This window comes from Pseudidiomarina tainanensis, assembly GCF_900115255.1.
Classification (GTDB): Bacteria; Pseudomonadota; Gammaproteobacteria; order Enterobacterales; family Alteromonadaceae; genus Pseudidiomarina; species Pseudidiomarina tainanensis.
The window spans coordinates 868378-883845 of sequence record NZ_FOYU01000001.1; the positions used below are offsets into that span (position 1 = coordinate 868378).

At 47.1% G+C, this 15468-nt stretch carries 14 protein-coding genes and 5 tRNA genes; 14 read left to right on the forward strand and 5 right to left on the reverse strand.

What is annotated here, in order from left to right; translation table 11 throughout:
* Positions 1-3: 3 nt before the first annotated feature.
* Genes BM292_RS04310 through BM292_RS04320 form a run of 3 tightly spaced genes read right to left on the reverse strand, consistent with a single transcriptional unit; the run spans position 4 to position 3829 of the window.
* A complete protein-coding gene (locus tag BM292_RS04310) occupies positions 4-855 on the reverse strand; it encodes a DUF3034 family protein (protein WP_092855624.1) in 852 nt (283 codons plus the stop codon).
* Positions 848-3154 carry a putative bifunctional diguanylate cyclase/phosphodiesterase gene (locus tag BM292_RS04315; protein ID WP_092855626.1) on the reverse strand — a complete coding sequence of 769 codons (2307 nt, stop codon included), beginning with the start codon at positions 3152-3154 and terminating at the stop codon, positions 848-850. The genes BM292_RS04310 and BM292_RS04315 overlap by 8 nt, the downstream gene beginning before the upstream one ends.
* Positions 3155-3829: a cupredoxin domain-containing protein gene (locus tag BM292_RS04320; RefSeq protein ID WP_092855629.1), complete on the reverse strand. Its 675-nt coding sequence runs from the start codon at positions 3827-3829 to the stop codon at positions 3155-3157. It abuts the gene before it with no gap.
* 145 nt (positions 3830-3974) lie between these two features.
* Here BM292_RS04320 and BM292_RS04325 point away from each other — a divergent pair, with 145 nt between their 5' ends.
* The 8 genes from BM292_RS04325 to BM292_RS04360 all read left to right on the forward strand — a co-directional run bounded on the left by BM292_RS04325 (position 3975) and on the right by BM292_RS04360 (position 7445).
* Positions 3975-5360, forward strand: coding sequence for a class II fumarate hydratase (locus BM292_RS04325; RefSeq protein ID WP_092855631.1), 1386 nt, complete (start codon positions 3975-3977; stop codon positions 5358-5360).
* 9 nt (positions 5361-5369) lie between these two features.
* Entirely contained in the window at positions 5370-6035 is a 666-nt protein-coding gene (locus tag BM292_RS04330) for an SDR family oxidoreductase (RefSeq protein ID WP_092855633.1), read from the forward strand.
* Between the two features lie 32 nt (positions 6036-6067).
* On the forward strand, positions 6068-6805 hold the full coding sequence (locus BM292_RS04335) for an SIMPL domain-containing protein (protein WP_092855635.1): 738 nt from the start codon (positions 6068-6070) through the stop codon (positions 6803-6805).
* A 148-nt stretch (positions 6806-6953) separates the two neighbouring features.
* Positions 6954-7030, forward strand: a tRNA-Met gene (locus tag BM292_RS04340).
* A 17-nt stretch (positions 7031-7047) separates the two neighbouring features.
* Positions 7048-7132, forward strand: a tRNA-Leu gene (locus BM292_RS04345).
* Positions 7133-7160: 28 nt separating this feature from the next.
* Positions 7161-7235 (forward strand) — tRNA-Gln (locus BM292_RS04350).
* Positions 7236-7265: 30 nt separating this feature from the next.
* A tRNA-Gln gene (locus BM292_RS04355) sits at positions 7266-7340 on the forward strand.
* A gap of 18 nt (positions 7341-7358) precedes the next feature.
* Positions 7359-7445: transfer RNA gene (locus BM292_RS04360), tRNA-Leu, on the forward strand.
* Positions 7446-7603: 158 nt separating this feature from the next.
* Here the strand turns inward: BM292_RS04360 and BM292_RS04365 are convergent.
* Together BM292_RS04365 and BM292_RS04370 are read right to left on the reverse strand one after the other, a co-directional pair.
* The gene (locus BM292_RS04365; RefSeq protein WP_092855637.1) at positions 7604-8728 is read right to left on the reverse strand and encodes an FAD-dependent oxidoreductase; all 1125 of its coding nucleotides are present in this window, start codon (positions 8726-8728) and stop codon (positions 7604-7606) included.
* A 14-nt stretch (positions 8729-8742) separates the two neighbouring features.
* A complete protein-coding gene (locus BM292_RS04370; RefSeq protein ID WP_092855638.1) occupies positions 8743-9096 on the reverse strand; it encodes a DMT family protein in 354 nt (117 codons plus the stop codon).
* A gap of 44 nt (positions 9097-9140) precedes the next feature.
* Here BM292_RS04370 and BM292_RS04375 point away from each other — a divergent pair, with 44 nt between their 5' ends.
* The 6 genes from BM292_RS04375 (at position 9141) to lnt (ending at position 15466) form a co-directional block, all read left to right on the forward strand.
* Positions 9141-10025, forward strand: a complete 885-nt coding sequence (locus BM292_RS04375) for a DMT family transporter (RefSeq protein WP_092855639.1) — start codon at positions 9141-9143, stop codon at positions 10023-10025.
* 90 nt (positions 10026-10115) lie between these two features.
* Positions 10116-11558: a tRNA (N6-isopentenyl adenosine(37)-C2)-methylthiotransferase MiaB gene (gene miaB / locus BM292_RS04380; protein WP_092855640.1), complete on the forward strand. Its 1443-nt coding sequence runs from the start codon at positions 10116-10118 to the stop codon at positions 11556-11558.
* 15 nt (positions 11559-11573) lie between these two features.
* Positions 11574-12563, forward strand: coding sequence for a PhoH family protein (locus tag BM292_RS04385; protein ID WP_092855641.1), 990 nt, complete (start codon positions 11574-11576; stop codon positions 12561-12563).
* Positions 12560-13042 (forward strand): rRNA maturation RNase YbeY, encoded by a 483-nt coding sequence (gene ybeY, locus BM292_RS04390; RefSeq protein ID WP_092855643.1) that lies wholly within the window; start codon positions 12560-12562, stop codon positions 13040-13042. Before BM292_RS04385 ends, ybeY begins: the two co-directional genes overlap by 4 nt.
* 18 nt (positions 13043-13060) lie before the next feature.
* Entirely contained in the window at positions 13061-13939 is an 879-nt protein-coding gene (gene corC, locus BM292_RS04395; RefSeq protein ID WP_092855646.1) for a CNNM family magnesium/cobalt transport protein CorC, read from the forward strand.
* On the forward strand, positions 13940-15466 hold the full coding sequence (gene lnt / locus BM292_RS04400) for an apolipoprotein N-acyltransferase (RefSeq protein ID WP_092855649.1): 1527 nt from the start codon (positions 13940-13942) through the stop codon (positions 15464-15466).
* Positions 15467-15468: the final 2 nt, after the last annotated feature.

The window sequence follows — 15468 nt, forward strand, 5'->3', positions numbered from 1 at the left end:
TCCTTAAAACGTAACTTGAACGGAGCCATAAATTCCATCTTGATCATCGGCACCGGCAATAGATTCTAGTTGCGTGTAAGCCAAGGCGACGGCGATGCGCTTATGCGGAAACCAACCAACGAAAATATCATGCCAATCATGTTCTTCGGCAAAGCCTAGATTATTTGGTTTTTGCCGATACTCCATACCAACCACCCAATGCCGATTGATAAACATACCAACGGCTAGCTCGCCCTGCAGTTTATAACTGTCGTTAACATCACCACCAAAACCAAGCAGGCCCATTTCATTCGCTTTGGTTGCTCTTAGTGTGATATTTGCCAGCCAAGTACGATGAAACAAACCATCGAGCCATACTTTCGCACTGCTGAAGTAAATATCGGTACCCGAATCATCTTTAGCGCCAACCGCAGACGGTAGCTCAAATGATTGATTGCGCTTGTGTTGTAAGCCAATCGCCAATTGGGGTAAATCTCCATATAAAATATCGCCTGCTAGTCGGTATTTTACGCCGTAAATATCTTGCTTTAAGCTGCCTCCAAGGCGCAATAAATCAAACTGCTGTTGCGCAATACTAAACTCCCAACGGTTATCGAATGACACGGTTGCCGCTTTAACCGCTAACTTATAGTCATCGACATCGGCTTGATTATAAGCAACGGTTGCGCCCCACTGCCCCTCTTCAGCATAGCTTGATAATGTCGCCCAGGGCACTAATCCACCTCCGCCACTGCCTTCAACCGAGGTTAAACCGCCCGTTGCAATAATACGGCCAAAATCGGCCATCGCAGTCTGACTGCAAAACATTGCCGCGGTTATCACTACCCCTGCAAGCAAGCTAGTTTGTCTATGCATTCGAATTCTCTCCATGGTAGTCACGCCACCAGCGTTCAAACTGCGCTGCAGCCAACGGTCGACTAAAATAGTAGCCTTGCACTAAATCACAGCCTAACCGTTTCAGAACTTGCCACGCGGCATCTTCTTCAATGCCTTCAGCAACCGTGGTTAAGTTTAAATCGTGAGCTAACAATATAGTCGAGCGCACAATCGTTTCATCCTCTGGTGTGGTTGCTATATTCTGAATAAATGAGCGATCGAGCTTTAATTCATCGGCTGGCAAACGTTTCAGCTGAGCTAATGACGCATACCCAGTACCATAATCATCGATTGCAATTTTAAAGCCAGCCTCTCGTAACTCCTGCAATCGCAATATGGCTTGTTCAGGATCAACCATGACCGCACTCTCGGTAACCTCCAAGGTTATCGATGCTGGCGATAACCCGCGTTGATGCGTTGCAGTTGTCACAAACTCAACTAATTCAGGCCACTGTAAATCAAGTGCCGACAAGTTAATTGCTAGCGTTAAATCGAAGCCTTGTTCATGCCAAAGTTGCAATTGATCGAGTGCCGCCGCACAGACCCAACGGGTAATACGCTGTATTTCGCCGGTTTGCTCCGCTAAAGGAATAAACTCATCGGGGCGCACAACACCGAGTTGTTCATCGCGCCAACGCAACAGAGCCTCTACCCCTATAACTTGACCTGATTGGCACGATAATTTGGGCTGAAAATGCAGTTGCAATCGATGTTCACGAACGGCACTAGGTAGCGCTTGAACAATTTGTAAACGACGCAAGTATTGCTCATCCATTCCTTGACTGTAGGCAACTGCAAAGCGGTTATCTCGTTTCGCTTGGCGAGCACATAGTTGCGCCCGACGAAGGATGCTATCAGCGTCGTCGGCGGCATGTGGAAAAGCTAAGTAGCCAGCGTGGAAACTAAGTAAATAACTCGTTTCCTCAAGCCACCACGGTAACTCCAACGCATTTTTTAATACCGCAATCAACTGCGCCACTTGGGGTTCACTTTGCAACTCGCCAACAACCACAAACTCGTCACCACCCAGATGCCCAACATGCCAATTTGTCGGCACCGCATCGCGCAAGCGTTGCGCAACCATGCGCAATAATTCATCACCAACACGCTGACCAAACCGATCATTCACCTCACCGAACCGCGCCACGTTCAACAATACAACATAGCCACTTTGTGCCGATGCGATAGCCTGTTTTAACAAGGAGCGAATCGACACTCGATTGGGCAAACCGGTGAGTAAATCGTGTTCGAGTTGGAATACAATTTGTTTCTCTCGCTCAGCTATACCACGACGCATTCCTTCAAAAGCATCGCTTAAGGCGCCGAACTCATCAGCACGCTGCAGTGTTAAAGGAGCTCGATAGTCACCTTCACCAAGCTTTTTCGTCGCTTCGGTGAGCACTGTAATCGGTTGACTGATTTTGCGTGCCGTTATGGTTGCTAAAACTCCTGCAAATAAAAGAGTGACTAAGGCAATACCAATATATTGGCGTTGCAGAGTAAGGAACTCGTGAGTGGCTTCAAGCTTGTCGGTGCTAAATACAATCAACAAATCTGTTTCGGTGTTTACTGCGGCATTGTTGTCATTGAACTGTGAAATATGGGCGGCGATATCATTCTTCGCAAACACCTGCTGCAAAGAGCCGGCATTCGATGCCATGAGTTCACGCAATTCAGCTTGCAAACTCGTCGCAAAGATAAGCCCGCTACTGCGATGTAAAAAGGTGATGTCAGCATGAGTTAATTGGCGCATCAATGTCGCAAATTTATCGTCAACTGCAAACCCCAAGGTTGCCCACGCAATCAGGTTCGGGGCGTTCACGGGCACTGTCACTATCTGAAAAATCTGTTCTTCTACAGTAACAAACTGGGCTTTGGCTTGAGCATTCGTCAATACTGCTAATGACGGCAGTAATTGTGCTGCATGTGTAGCGGCAATCTCGACGCCTTGTGGCGTCTGCACAACAATCAGATCAGTACCAATGCGTTGACCATGATTCACTAACGCTGAAACAATTGTGTTTTCATCGCCACTGGCAACTGCTTCGCGGAAACCAAAATCTGTCGTTAATACCTCGGCGGCTTGTTGCAACTGTTGTGCACGAACATCAACGAGCTCGGCAAAAACACGCTCACTAACCGCCAATTCGCGTTCCAGAGTTCGTTCAGATTGCTGCGAAGTTGCTAGCCAAATAGCAATCAGCGCAAACAGTAAAACAGCACTCGCTAGCGCCGTAAATACCAACAGTAATCGTGAACGAAAACTTTTTATTTTCATTTAATTATTGTTTTTCCGTTGATTAAATCGTTGTTGTAAGGCCGACATAGGGGGCGGTTGTTGCTGTTGTGCTTGCACCGGCAAAACGACCGTGACTTTTGTCTCCCCCGCTGCCACCGTGACCACGGTTTCGTCGGTTATTGTATTGGCGAGTGATGGATACCAAACATGCAATTGGCTGTCTCCGCGTGGCATGTTTACGCGCCCGGTTGCATCAGTTGTTCGTGAAAGACCATGCGGGCTCACGTAGATATAGGCTTGCATGTGGTCATGAATATTACAGCCAAGCACCGCAATACCTGATTTATCAAAGTTTATTTCGGGTGCTTCACGGTTGCTATAAAGCGGTAATTCAAATGGTCGAGCTTCAGAAAACGAATACACTTGATGTCTTATATTATCGCTATTCGGAAACTTTACGCGGGTATTTTGTGGAATGGCTAGTACATAAGGCACAAACAACCGATCAACTTGATCCATAACTGCTGTGGACGGGTCGGCTGATGTTGCCACGCCATTCACACTAACGACTGCCAGCGATAATGGTTGCTGATTTTGGTCAAGTACCGTTACCTCGAGTTGTGCAGATGCGGTGATCTTTTCTTGTGCCGCAACGCTAGGTAAACCATGGGCCAACCCAATGATAACGAGCAATGTTATTTGAAACTTGGTCATTGTGTCCCCATGCTTAAAGTAATGCTTAGAAATTGTGCTTATAAAAATAAGCTTATGATTCAATACTCAATTGAATCGACTAAGATAAGCTTACCTGAATGAATGAAACAAATGCACGACATTTGTTAACCCGTAGGGGGCAAACATGGATAAGATTAGCAACAAACGCAGCGAAACCCGCACTGAAACCGATAGCATGGGGGCAGTAGAAGTACCTAAACATGCTCTTTGGCGCGCACAAACCGAGCGAGCGCGGCAGAATTTTCAGCTAAGCAACATGCACTTCCCGCTCGAATTCATTTACACGCTAGCCCATGTTAAAGCGGCCGCGGCAGATGCCAACCTCGAAGCCAAAGCTATTACTCAACCGCAAGCCGAGGCGATTCACGCTGCCGTTGAGGTCATTTTGTCGGGGCAAGCTGACGATGCGTTCCCACTCGATATTTTTCAGACTGGATCTGGCACCAGCACTAATATGAACATGAACGAAGTGATTGCATCGCTGGCTCAACACCAAGGCCACGAGTCGATTCACCCGAATGATCATGTCAATGCCAGCCAAAGTAGCAACGATGTCATCCCGACAACAATTTTGGTAAGTAGTGTCCTAAATTTGCGCCAGCAACTTTTACCAGCGCTCGCCCACCTGAGACAAATGATAGCCCGCAAAGCCAGTACGCTGATGGAAACTATAAAAACGGGTCGCACGCATTTGATGGATGCAATGCCTTTAAGCATGGCGCAAGAATTACATGCTTGGCGTACGCAGCTGGAGCATATTGAAGATGGATTGAACCAAGCGATTAAGACGGCAAGTCGATTGCCGCAAGGTGGCACGGCTATTGGTTCAGGTATCAATGCGCCAAAGAACTTTGGTGAGCGTTTCTGTCACTTTCTGAGTCAGCGCACGGCGACAGAATTTCATGCTAGCGATAATCCGTTTGCTGGAATTTCTGGGCAAGAAGTTAATTTAATGATTAGCGGACACTTAAACGCGCTTAGTGCTGTCCTGTTGAAAATAAGCAATGATTTACGTTGGATGAATAGCGGACCGCTTGCCGGATTAGCCGAAATTAGCCTCAAAGCGTTGCAACCTGGCAGTAGCATTATGCCCGGCAAGGTCAACCCGGTGATTCCTGAGGCCGTAGCTATGGTTTGTGCACAAGTTGCCGGTAACCATCAAACTATCACCGTTGCGGCGCAACAAGGTAACTTCCAATTAAACGTGATGTTACCTGTTATCGCATACAACCAATTACAAAGTATCGCACTGCTGAGCAATGCCGCTCGTGCGCTCGCTGATCAGGCAATCGTCGACTTTACTGTGAATCACGATCGGTTAAATGAAGCTTTAGCCAAAAATCCGATTCTGGTGACCGCATTAAATCGTGAAATTGGTTATAACAAAGCGGCTGAGATTGCTAAAAAAGCCTATCAGCAACAGCGCCCTATTCTTGATGTCGCCGAAGAGATGACCGATATTCCGCGTGATAAACTCGAACAATTACTCGACCCTAAAAATTTAATTTAAGGAGTACACATGACACAGCATATTGTGATTACTGGCGCTAACCGCGGTATTGGCTTAGCCCTTGCGACACAATTCAAGCAACGCGGCGATAAAGTCACAGCAGTTTGTCGAAAGGCGTCAGAGGCACTCAAAGCGCTTGGAGTGAGCATTATTGAGAATATTGATGTCACTAATTCAGACAGTATTTCTAAGTTGGGCCACCAACTCAGTGGACAATCGATTGATATTTTAATCAACAATGCTGGCTTGCTCGAGCGCGAACAGCTCGGGAGCTTGTCCACCGCAACCATTGAGGCACAATTTAAAGTGAATGCAATGGGACCATTGCTCGTGACCGATGCGCTGCGAGACAACTTACACAAAGGCAGTAAGGTCATTATGATTACCAGCCGCATGGGCTCAATGGCGGATAATGGTTCTGGCGCCTATTATGGTTACCGTATGAGTAAAGCTGCGCTGAATGCCGCCGGTGTGTCACTGGCGAATGATTTGAAAGATGACGGCATAGCGGTGGCAATGCTCCACCCAGGATTCGTGCAAACTGAAATGGTTAACAATGCAGGTGATATCAGTGCTGACACAGCAGCCGAAAGATTAATTCAGCGTATCGATGAACTAACGATTGATACCACGGGTCAATTTAAACACAGCAACGGCGATGCCTTGCCGTGGTAACTTTTACCGTTTCGATTCGCTAGGATACAACCATGACAACTTCTCACTCAAACAGTACCGGTGGCGCCAACATTAGCGGCATTGTTTTTGCCGTCGCGATAATTATCAGCGCTGGATTGCTAAGTTTCGGTCTAAGCAATAGTGTGCAAAGCTTTCGTAATTTCGACCGTGTCGTTGAGGTTAAGGGCTTGGCTGAGCGAGAAGTTAAAGCGGATACAGCTATTTGGCCATTAAAAGTGGTGCGCGCGGGCAACACGCAAAACACCATTTATGAAGAGCTCGATAAAGATATCCAAGCCATTCGTGCATTTTTATTGGTGAATGGCTTCGATGAAACTGAGCTTTCGGTTTCCGCACCGAATGTACTCGATAAACTGGCTGAACGTTGGGCTACTGAAGATGTTGGGTTACGTTACACTGGTGAACAAACGCTAACGGTTTACACAGAGAAAGTCGACCGCGTTCGTGAATTGCGCCAGCAACTGTCTGAACTTGGTAAACAAGGTGTTAGCCTGAGTGGCAATAATTACGACAGTGCTGTCGAATATCACTTTAACGGCCTCAATGCGATTAAACCGAGTATGATTGAGGAGTCTGCCCGTAACGCCCGGGAGGTTGCGTTACGTTTTGCTGATCACTCAGATAGTCAGCTCGGTAAAATCCGCAGTGCGAACCAGGGACAATTCACTATTTACGATCGCGACTCGAATACGCCGCATTTAAAAATTGTGCGTGTTGTGTCCACAGTTTCGTATCAATTAGTCGATTAGTCGTCGATTAAATAAGCAAACTATCCGTTTTTTAAGCAATCGCGCAGAAATCATGGATTTTTTGAGAAAAAGAGGTTGACGCTTTCGCCCCTGATTTGCATAATACGCGCCGCACTCAACGAGTGCAGTTTGATGAAAATTTGATGTTGGCTACGTAGCTCAGCTGGTTAGAGCACAGCACTCATAATGCTGGGGTCGCAAGTTCGAATCTCGCCGTAGCCACCAATCAAAGACCCTTTTGGGCGGACGTGGTGGAATTGGTAGACACGCTGGATTTAGGTTCCAGTGCCTCACGGCGTGAGAGTTCAAGTCTCTCCGTCCGCACCAACTCAAACTGTCAGGCGGTATATTCAGTTGGGGTATAGCCAAGCGGTAAGGCAGCGGGTTTTGATCCCGCCATTCCCAGGTTCAAATCCTGGTACCCCAGCCATCGCCACTCTCTTCTTGATGCACCCAGTGTTGGGGTATAGCCAAGCGGTAAGGCAGCGGGTTTTGATCCCGCCATTCTCAGGTTCAAATCCTGATACCCCAGCCATTTTTTCCCCTGTGTATTGCGGGGGTGGCGGAATTGGTAGACGCGCTAGCTTCAGGTGCTAGTGAGCTAACGCTCGTGGGGGTTCAAGTCCCCCCCTCCGCACCACCTCGGTGGTGAACCGCAATGAACAGCAAGAACGCTATTAGATATTAGCTATTCGATATTAGCTAACACCTAATAGCGTTTTTTTGTTGGCCATCCCCTAATATCTAATATCCAATATCTAATATCTAATATCCAATATCTAATATCGATTTTGCACTTTAAAAGCCGATGGCCTTGCGTACTAGTAGCCGTTTCATTGGCGCGACCCTATCCACTAACGTCAAACCAGCCGCCAGCAAACCGCGAGGCAGGAAATGCTGCGAACGAAAGCCCACATGAATCGCATCCATCGCTCGCATCATTTGCTGATTTTCATGCATACGAATCCGTTCATAGTTCTTTAATGCCTGCAGCAAAGAGTTTGCGGCAAGTTGCGTTGTGAGTTCTTGCACATCAGCAAAACCTAAGTTCACGCCCTGGCCCGCCAATGGATGGATGCTATGTGCGGCATCGCCAATCAATGCAACAGAATCGTGACTGGTGTAGCGCAATGCACGTTGGCGCCGCAATGGAAAACCCGCAAACTTGCTGATGGTGTGTGCACCAATGTGCGGTGCAAAAACTTCACACAAGCTTTGCTTTATCGCATCGCTATTACCGGCAAATTCTTGCCACTGTTGCTGCGAGCGATAATCGATCAAACAAGCTTGGTTTGGTCCTAATGGCAACAGCGCAAAAGGCCCCTGGTGACGAAACACTTCCCAAGTTGCCGCAGGTAATGGCTGTTCAACGTCTGCAATGGCAAGCATACAATGCATATCGTAGTCCCAACCACGCTGACCAATTTGGGCAGCCTTTGCCACTTGTGATTGCGCCCCATCGGCACCCAGCAGCAAATCATATGTGAGCTTCTCGCCGTTGCTTAGCGCCACAGTGCGATCAGCTAAATCAAATTGCTCGACACGCGTTTCGCTATATACCCGAATATTGTGCTCTGAGAATTGCCCCCATAACGCTTCTTGCAAGGCATTATTTTCGACCATTGCACCAAGCGCTGAGCAATCAACGTCGGTATTAGAAAAGTTCAACCGTTGACCATCAACAGTCTGCACCGCTAAATCGGTATACATGAATTTGCGTTCAGCGCGAATGTTGCTCCAAGTAGCTAATTCTTCTAGCCACTCCACATTGCGCAGGTGAATGGATGAAATACGTAAATCCCAATCCCCCTCGCTTGCTGCAGCCTTGCCCGCTTCTATAACGGTTACGTGATGCCCCTGTTTCGCTAAAGAAACAGCAGCACCAGCGCCCACCATACCACCGCCGACAACGACTACGTTCATATGAAAATACCTATTTAACCGGTTAACTTACTTCGCATAATAAAAAATACTGCGCCACAAATACACAGCCCAGCCCATAAATAATCCCAGGTTAGCTTCTCTTTCATGTAAAACAATGCGAATGGAACAAATACAGATAATGTGATCACTTCCTGCAAAATTTTTAATTGCCCAAGATTCATAACTTCATAACCAATTCGGTTTGCGGGTACTTGCAGTAAATATTCAATAAGAGCGATACCCCAACTCGCAAAGGCGGCAATTATCCACGGTTTGTCAGCCATATTTTTCAAATGTGCATACCAAGCAAATGTCATAAAAACATTGCTCAACGTGAGTAAAGTGATCGTGATAAGATAGCGGTTCATTTTTCTCTTCTCTGGGTGCGGTGCAACAACCGCGTAAGGACTTTATGGACACCCCACAACGAACGGTGGTGATCGCTTCTGCTTTAGTACTTGGCGCCGAACTTTGTTTTGCTGGCGTCAGTGCGTTAGTGAAGTATTTGAGCACTGATTTGCCGTCAGAACAATTAGTGTTTTTTCGTAATTTAATGGCGTTTGTCGTATTACTGCCATGGTTATGGCGTAAAGGTCCTGACGCATTCAAAACCAAAGCGTGGCGTTTCCATTTAACACGCGGTTTAGCTGGGCTTGCCGCGATGTATTTGTTTTTCTATGCCATTGCCAATTTGCCGCTGGCACAAGCAACTTTAGTGCTACTATTGTCGCCCTTTATCATTCCAATTATCGGGCGGTTGTGGTTGAACGAGCGAGTTTTAGCGCAAACTTGGCTAGCCATTGGCATCGGTTTTATTGGGGTGTTTATATTCCTTAATCCAGCGCAAGCGCAGTTGTCGCCGATTATTGGTGTGGCATTTATTGCTGCCTGCTTAGCTGCGTTCACCAAAACTTTGATCCGACAGATGTCGGCAACCGAGTCTTCGAGTAAAATTGTTTTCTATTTTTCGACATTGGCGACGGTTATTTCTGCAATTCCACTAATTTGGCGAGGTGAATCTATTGCCAGTGAACATTGGCTCGGTATCATCGCCATGGGTGGATTGGCCGTAGCTGGTCAACTGGGTATGACCAAAGCTTTTGCTCTTGCCCCAGCTGCTCGCGTTGGTGTTTTCACCTACAGTTCAGTGATTTTTGCCGCAATTATGGGCTATTGGTTTTGGGACGAACCCATTACTTTCAGTATGATTTTAGGCGCGGCCGTTATTACGGTAGCGGGATATTTGGCCATTCGCACGCGACGCAAGGCAGAAACTGGTCACAAAGTTGGCAGTTAGGCTTGGTTCGGGCTAAAATAGCAGCCCTTTATAGACGTAGTCATCGTGTGCGGTGTCATCAACGCAATAAGCAAGTGAGCACAGAGGTTTATGAGTAAGAAGTTATATATAAAAACGTGGGGTTGTCAGATGAACGAGTACGATTCAGCAAAAATGGCTGATCTACTCAAAGCAACGCACGGTTATGATGTGGCAGCTGAGCCTGAAGAGGCTGACTTGATTCTGCTCAATACCTGCTCGATTCGCGAAAAAGCGCAAGAAAAAGTGTTCCATCAATTGGGACGCTGGAAGACACTGAAAGACAAGAACCCTGAGCTTGTCATTGGTGTAGGTGGCTGTGTGGCATCACAAGAAGGTGACCACATTCGTCAGCGTGCACCATATGTCGATATTGTGTTTGGTCCACAAACCTTGCACCGACTGCCTGAGATGGTTAAACAAGTTCAAACCAACCATACACCGATGGTTGATATTTCCTTTCCAGAAATTGAAAAGTTTGATCGCTTACCTGAGCCGAAAGCCGATGGCCCAACCGCATTCGTGTCAATCATGGAAGGTTGCAGCAAATATTGTACATTCTGCGTAGTTCCTTACACCCGTGGCGAAGAAGTTAGCCGCCCTGTTGATGACGTGCTGTTTGAAATTGCGCAACTTGCAGAGCAAGGCGTTCGTGAAGTGAACTTGTTAGGTCAGAACGTGAATGCGTTCCGCGGCGAACATCATGACGGTACTGTGTGTCGTTTCGCCGAATTATTGCATCTCGTTGCCGCTATTGATGGTATCGATCGCATTCGTTATACCACCTCACACCCGGTGGAATTTACTGATGACATTATCGAGGCTTATGCCACGATTCCTGAATTGGTCAGTCATTTGCACCTACCAGTACAAAGTGGCTCTGATCGTATTCTGACACTCATGAAACGCGGCCATACTGCGCTGGAATACAAATCGCAGATTCGTAAGCTGAAAAAAATTCGTCCTGATATTGCCATGAGCTCTGATTTTATTATTGGCTTCCCAGGCGAAACCGACGCTGATTTCGAAGCAACCATGGACTTAATCCAAGCTGTTGATTACGACATGAGCTTTAGTTTCATTTACAGCGCGCGTCCGGGCACGCCTGCGGCTGACTTACCCGATGATGTAAGCGAAGAAACCAAAAAACAACGCCTGCAATTATTGCAGCAGCGCTTGAATCAGCAGTCACATGCACATGCACGCCGCATGCTCGGAACCGAACAACGTATTTTGGTGACTGGCCCGTCGAAAAAAGACCCAATGGAATTGAGCGGCCGGACCGAGAACAACCGTGTGGTCAACTTCACTGGCACGCCAGACATGATTGGCAAATTCGTTGATGTAAAAATCACCGATGTATTTGTGAACTCACTTCGCGGTGACGTGTTGCGCGTTGAATCTGATATGGGATTACGTGTGGATACATCACCACAAGCAATTCTTGCCCGTCAGGCACGTACACAACCAGACGAATTGGGTGTTGCGACATTTGTGCCGCCAGCAGCCAATTAATATAACGAGGTAACCTTGAGTCAAACTGTCAGTACCCTAGACATCGATTTAGAACCTGCCGACAATCGCCGCATTGCTGATCTTTGCGGCGCTTTGGATGAAAACCTGAAGCATATTGAGCGTCGTCTTGGCATTGAAATTAGTCATCGCCACAATGAATTTCGCCTGATAGGTCCAACCCACACCGTTCAAGCGGGGGCGAAAATCCTGCGTGATCTCTACGTCGAAACTGCGACAGTGAAAGGTGAAGAAGGAAAAGTGACACCACAAATGGTGCATTTAGCTGTGCAACAAGCCAAAGTGCTTGAGCAATCGCCTGATAACGACCCTGCCGCAGAAAAAATGACTCATATAAAAACCAAGCGTGGGTTAATCAAACCGCGTAACCATAATCAAGCCGAATACGTTCGCGCTATTTTGACTCACGACGTGAATTTTGGTGTTGGCCCTGCTGGCACAGGTAAAACCTATTTAGCCGTCGCTTGCGCAGTTGATGCGTTGGAACGCCAAGAAATTCGTCGAATTTTACTGACGCGTCCAGCAGTCGAAGCTGGTGAAAAACTTGGCTTTTTACCGGGAGATCTCGCGCAAAAAGTAGACCCGTATCTACGCCCGTTGTATGACGCGCTATTCGAAATGTTAGGCTTTGAAAAAGTCGAAAAACTCATTGAGCGTAACGTGATTGAAGTTGCGCCGCTGGCATACATGCGTGGTCGTACACTTAATGACGCATTTATTATTCTCGATGAAAGCCAAAACACAACCTGTGAACAAATGAAAATGTTCCTAACACGTATTGGCTTTAACTCGCGCGCTGTCATCACCGGGGACATCACCCAAGTTGATTTACCGCGTGGTCAAAAATCTGGTCTCCGTCACGTCATCGAAGTACTAAAAGATGTGGACGATGTCAGTTTTACCTTCTTCCAAGCTTCTGATGTCGTCCGCCACCCTGTGGTGCAACGCATTGTGCAAGCCTATGAGGCGTTCGACGAAAACTCATGAACCACGTAACCATTGACGTGCAAATTGCCTGCAATGCAGCGGAATTGCCGTCTGAAGCTTCTTTTGAAGCCTGGGTAGAAGCAGTGCTGCACCACCTCAACAGCACCACTGAAACCGAATTAACCTTACGCATTGTTGATCCAGAAGAGGGCTTAGCCCTTAATCAGCAGTATCGAAACAAAGCGTATGCCACCAACGTATTGTCGTTTCCATTCGAATCACCTATTCCCTTGCCTATCAACTTATTGGGTGATTTGGTTATTTGTGCTGACGTTGTTGCGCAAGAAGCGCGTGAGCAAAATAAGCCCTTAATCGCACATTGGGCACATATGGTTGTACACGGAACCTTGCATTTGCTAGGTTATGACCATATTGAAGACGACGAAGCCGAGCATATGGAACAGCTCGAAAGAGACATTCTGAAAGCACTGGGGTATGCTGACCCTTATGCTGATGACCACGCTGATAACCAGCACTAAACGGAGCAAAAACAGCACATGAGCGATGATAATCCACACTCTACCAACGGTTCTGCGCGTAAAACGTGGGCAACCAAACTGTTGCAACTTTTTACCGGAGAGCCGAACAGCCGCGAAGAGTTAGTTGATTTAATCCAAGACGCCGAAGAACGCGACTTAATTGATAACGACACCAAAGAAATGATTGAGGGTGTGCTTGATGTTGCGGAACTCAAAGTTCGCGACATTATGGTGCCACGTTCACAAATGGTTACTATCGATGTGAATCAAAGCGTTGAGTCTTTTCTGCCTATCGTGATTGATTCTCAGCATAGCCGCTATCCAGTGGTTAGTGAGAACAAAGACCACGTTGAAGGTATTTTACTTGCCAAAGATTTGCTCGCTTATGGATTCGGTATGACCGACCATGAGTTTGCCCTTTCTGAAGTCATACGCCCTGCTGTGATTGTGCCAGAGAGTAAGCGTGTAGATGTGCTATTGAAAGAGTTTCGCTCACAACGTTATCACATGGCGATTGTTGTGGACGAATATGGTGGTGTTTCCGGTTTGGTGACCATTGAAGATATCCTCGAGGAAATTGTCGGTGAAATTGAAGACGAAACCGATTACAACGAAGATAATAAAGCGGATATTCGCCGAATTAACAAATCCCGCTATTCCGTCAAAGCCTTGACCACCATTGAAGATTTCAATGATTACTTCAATACCACGTTCGGCGACGAAGAATATGACACCATCGGCGGCATGGTCGCCCATGGATTTGGTCATTTACCGCAGGTCGGCGAAGAGCTCACCCTTGGCGGAATTTTATTTAAAGTCACCGGCGCCGATAAGCGCCGCATTCAACAACTCCAGGTAACCATCACGGATACCAATAACGCTGTAGATGCGGACTAGATGAATACGCGACGAATTATAGCGCTGCTACTTGGTGGCAGCCTAATATTCAGCTATGCGCCCTTCTCGCAAGCGTGGCTGGTGTTACCGGTTTTGGTTGCCTTACTATTTACCCTGCGCGATACGACGCCATATATGGCGTGGCGTATCGGGTTTTATTTCGGTTTAGGTTGGTTTAGTGCTGGCCTCAGCTGGATCTACGTCAGTATTGATCAATTTGGTGGCTTACCGGTTCTCGCATCGATTGCAGTCTTAGCCGTATTGTTCATCTACTTGAGTATCTTCCCTGCATTAGCGTTGTTTCTGTGGAAATATAGCGAGCGTTGGCTGGGGCGGCTAGCAATTGGTGTATTACCCCTCACTTGGCTAGTTAGTGAATCGATTCGTGGTTGGTTTCTCACTGGCTTTCCTTGGCTTGAACTTGGTTACACGCAAACCGATGGCTGGCTCGGTAATTACGCACCGTGGTTAGGCGGCGTCGGCATTACGGTCGTACTGTGGTCGATTGCAATTTCACTGTACTGTTGGTTTGAATATCAACGAAAAGAGTTTGGGCTGGTTGCCTTCGGCTTACTCGTCATTCCATTCGCCCTACCGTGGATAAGCCCACTTAAATCCACTGGGGAAGAAGCTCGGGTTTTACTTGTACAAGGCAACATCGAACAATCAATCAAATGGAATCCAGATCAACACTGGCAATCTTTGATGACTTATCTGGACTTGAGTCGCCCTCATTATCCAACTCATGACATTATTGTCTGGCCAGAATCAGCGATTACCATGCCCGAACCTTATACCGATGATGTTTTGAAAAATATCGATAAGGCTTTAGTTGATACCAACACTACACTAATTACCGGTATTATTGATTATCAGAATAGCGAATACTTTAATACGATGATTGTGCTCGGTCTCGATGCACCTTATCAACCGGTTGAGCCTTATGCACACGGTCATACCAATCGTTATCAAAAACATCAGTTACTACCGATTGGCGAGTTTGTCCCGTTCGAAGACTTATTACGACCACTTGCACCGTTGTTCGACTTGCCGATGAGCTCGTTTACGCGTGGTGACTATAAGCAACCGAATCTGCGCGCCAAGGGCTTTCACTTAGCCGGTGCTATTTGCTATGAAATTGCATTTCCGGCGCAAGTTCGCGCAAATGTCTCAGCCAGTACAGACTATATCCTAACCGTGAGTAACGACACTTGGTTTGGCGCTTCACACGGGCCAGCCCAACATATGCAAATTGCCCGCATGCGGGCATTGGAGCTCGGCCGTCCGTTATTGCGAGCAACCAATAATGGTATCACTGCCGTGGTCGATGCTTATGGCAATGAGATTGCACGAGCACCGCAGTTTACCTCGACGGCATTAAGCGCCGAAGTTCCTATTGTCAAAGGCCAAACGTTGTTTCAACTATTCGGTTCACTCGGCGCATGGTTAATCGCTGTTATACTGGCATTAGTCAGTACTTTGATAGCAGTTCGGCGTAGTCAAACCAGCTCAAAATCAGTAAACTAAGC

Excerpts from the sequence above, each read along its gene's own strand:
- BM292_RS04310 (WP_092855624.1), bottom strand. The coding sequence starts at position 855 with ATGCATAGACAAACTAGCTTGCTTGCAGGGGTAGTGATAACCGCGGCA.
- BM292_RS04315 (WP_092855626.1), bottom strand. The coding sequence starts at position 3,154 with ATGAAAATAAAAAGTTTTCGTTCACGATTACTGTTGGTATTTACGGCG.
- BM292_RS04320 (WP_092855629.1), bottom strand. The coding sequence starts at position 3,829 with ATGACCAAGTTTCAAATAACATTGCTCGTTATCATTGGGTTGGCCCAT.
- BM292_RS04325 (WP_092855631.1), top strand. The coding sequence starts at position 3,975 with ATGGATAAGATTAGCAACAAACGCAGCGAAACCCGCACTGAAACCGAT.
- BM292_RS04330 (WP_092855633.1), top strand. The coding sequence starts at position 5,370 with ATGACACAGCATATTGTGATTACTGGCGCTAACCGCGGTATTGGCTTA.
- BM292_RS04335 (WP_092855635.1), top strand. The coding sequence starts at position 6,068 with ATGACAACTTCTCACTCAAACAGTACCGGTGGCGCCAACATTAGCGGC.
- BM292_RS04365 (WP_092855637.1), bottom strand. The coding sequence starts at position 8,728 with ATGAACGTAGTCGTTGTCGGCGGTGGTATGGTGGGCGCTGGTGCTGCT.
- BM292_RS04370 (WP_092855638.1), bottom strand. The coding sequence starts at position 9,096 with ATGAACCGCTATCTTATCACGATCACTTTACTCACGTTGAGCAATGTT.
- BM292_RS04375 (WP_092855639.1), top strand. The coding sequence starts at position 9,141 with ATGGACACCCCACAACGAACGGTGGTGATCGCTTCTGCTTTAGTACTT.
- miaB (WP_092855640.1), top strand. The coding sequence starts at position 10,116 with ATGAGTAAGAAGTTATATATAAAAACGTGGGGTTGTCAGATGAACGAG.
- ybeY (WP_092855643.1), top strand. The coding sequence starts at position 12,560 with ATGAACCACGTAACCATTGACGTGCAAATTGCCTGCAATGCAGCGGAA.
- corC (WP_092855646.1), top strand. The coding sequence starts at position 13,061 with ATGAGCGATGATAATCCACACTCTACCAACGGTTCTGCGCGTAAAACG.
- lnt (WP_092855649.1), top strand. The coding sequence starts at position 13,940 with ATGAATACGCGACGAATTATAGCGCTGCTACTTGGTGGCAGCCTAATA.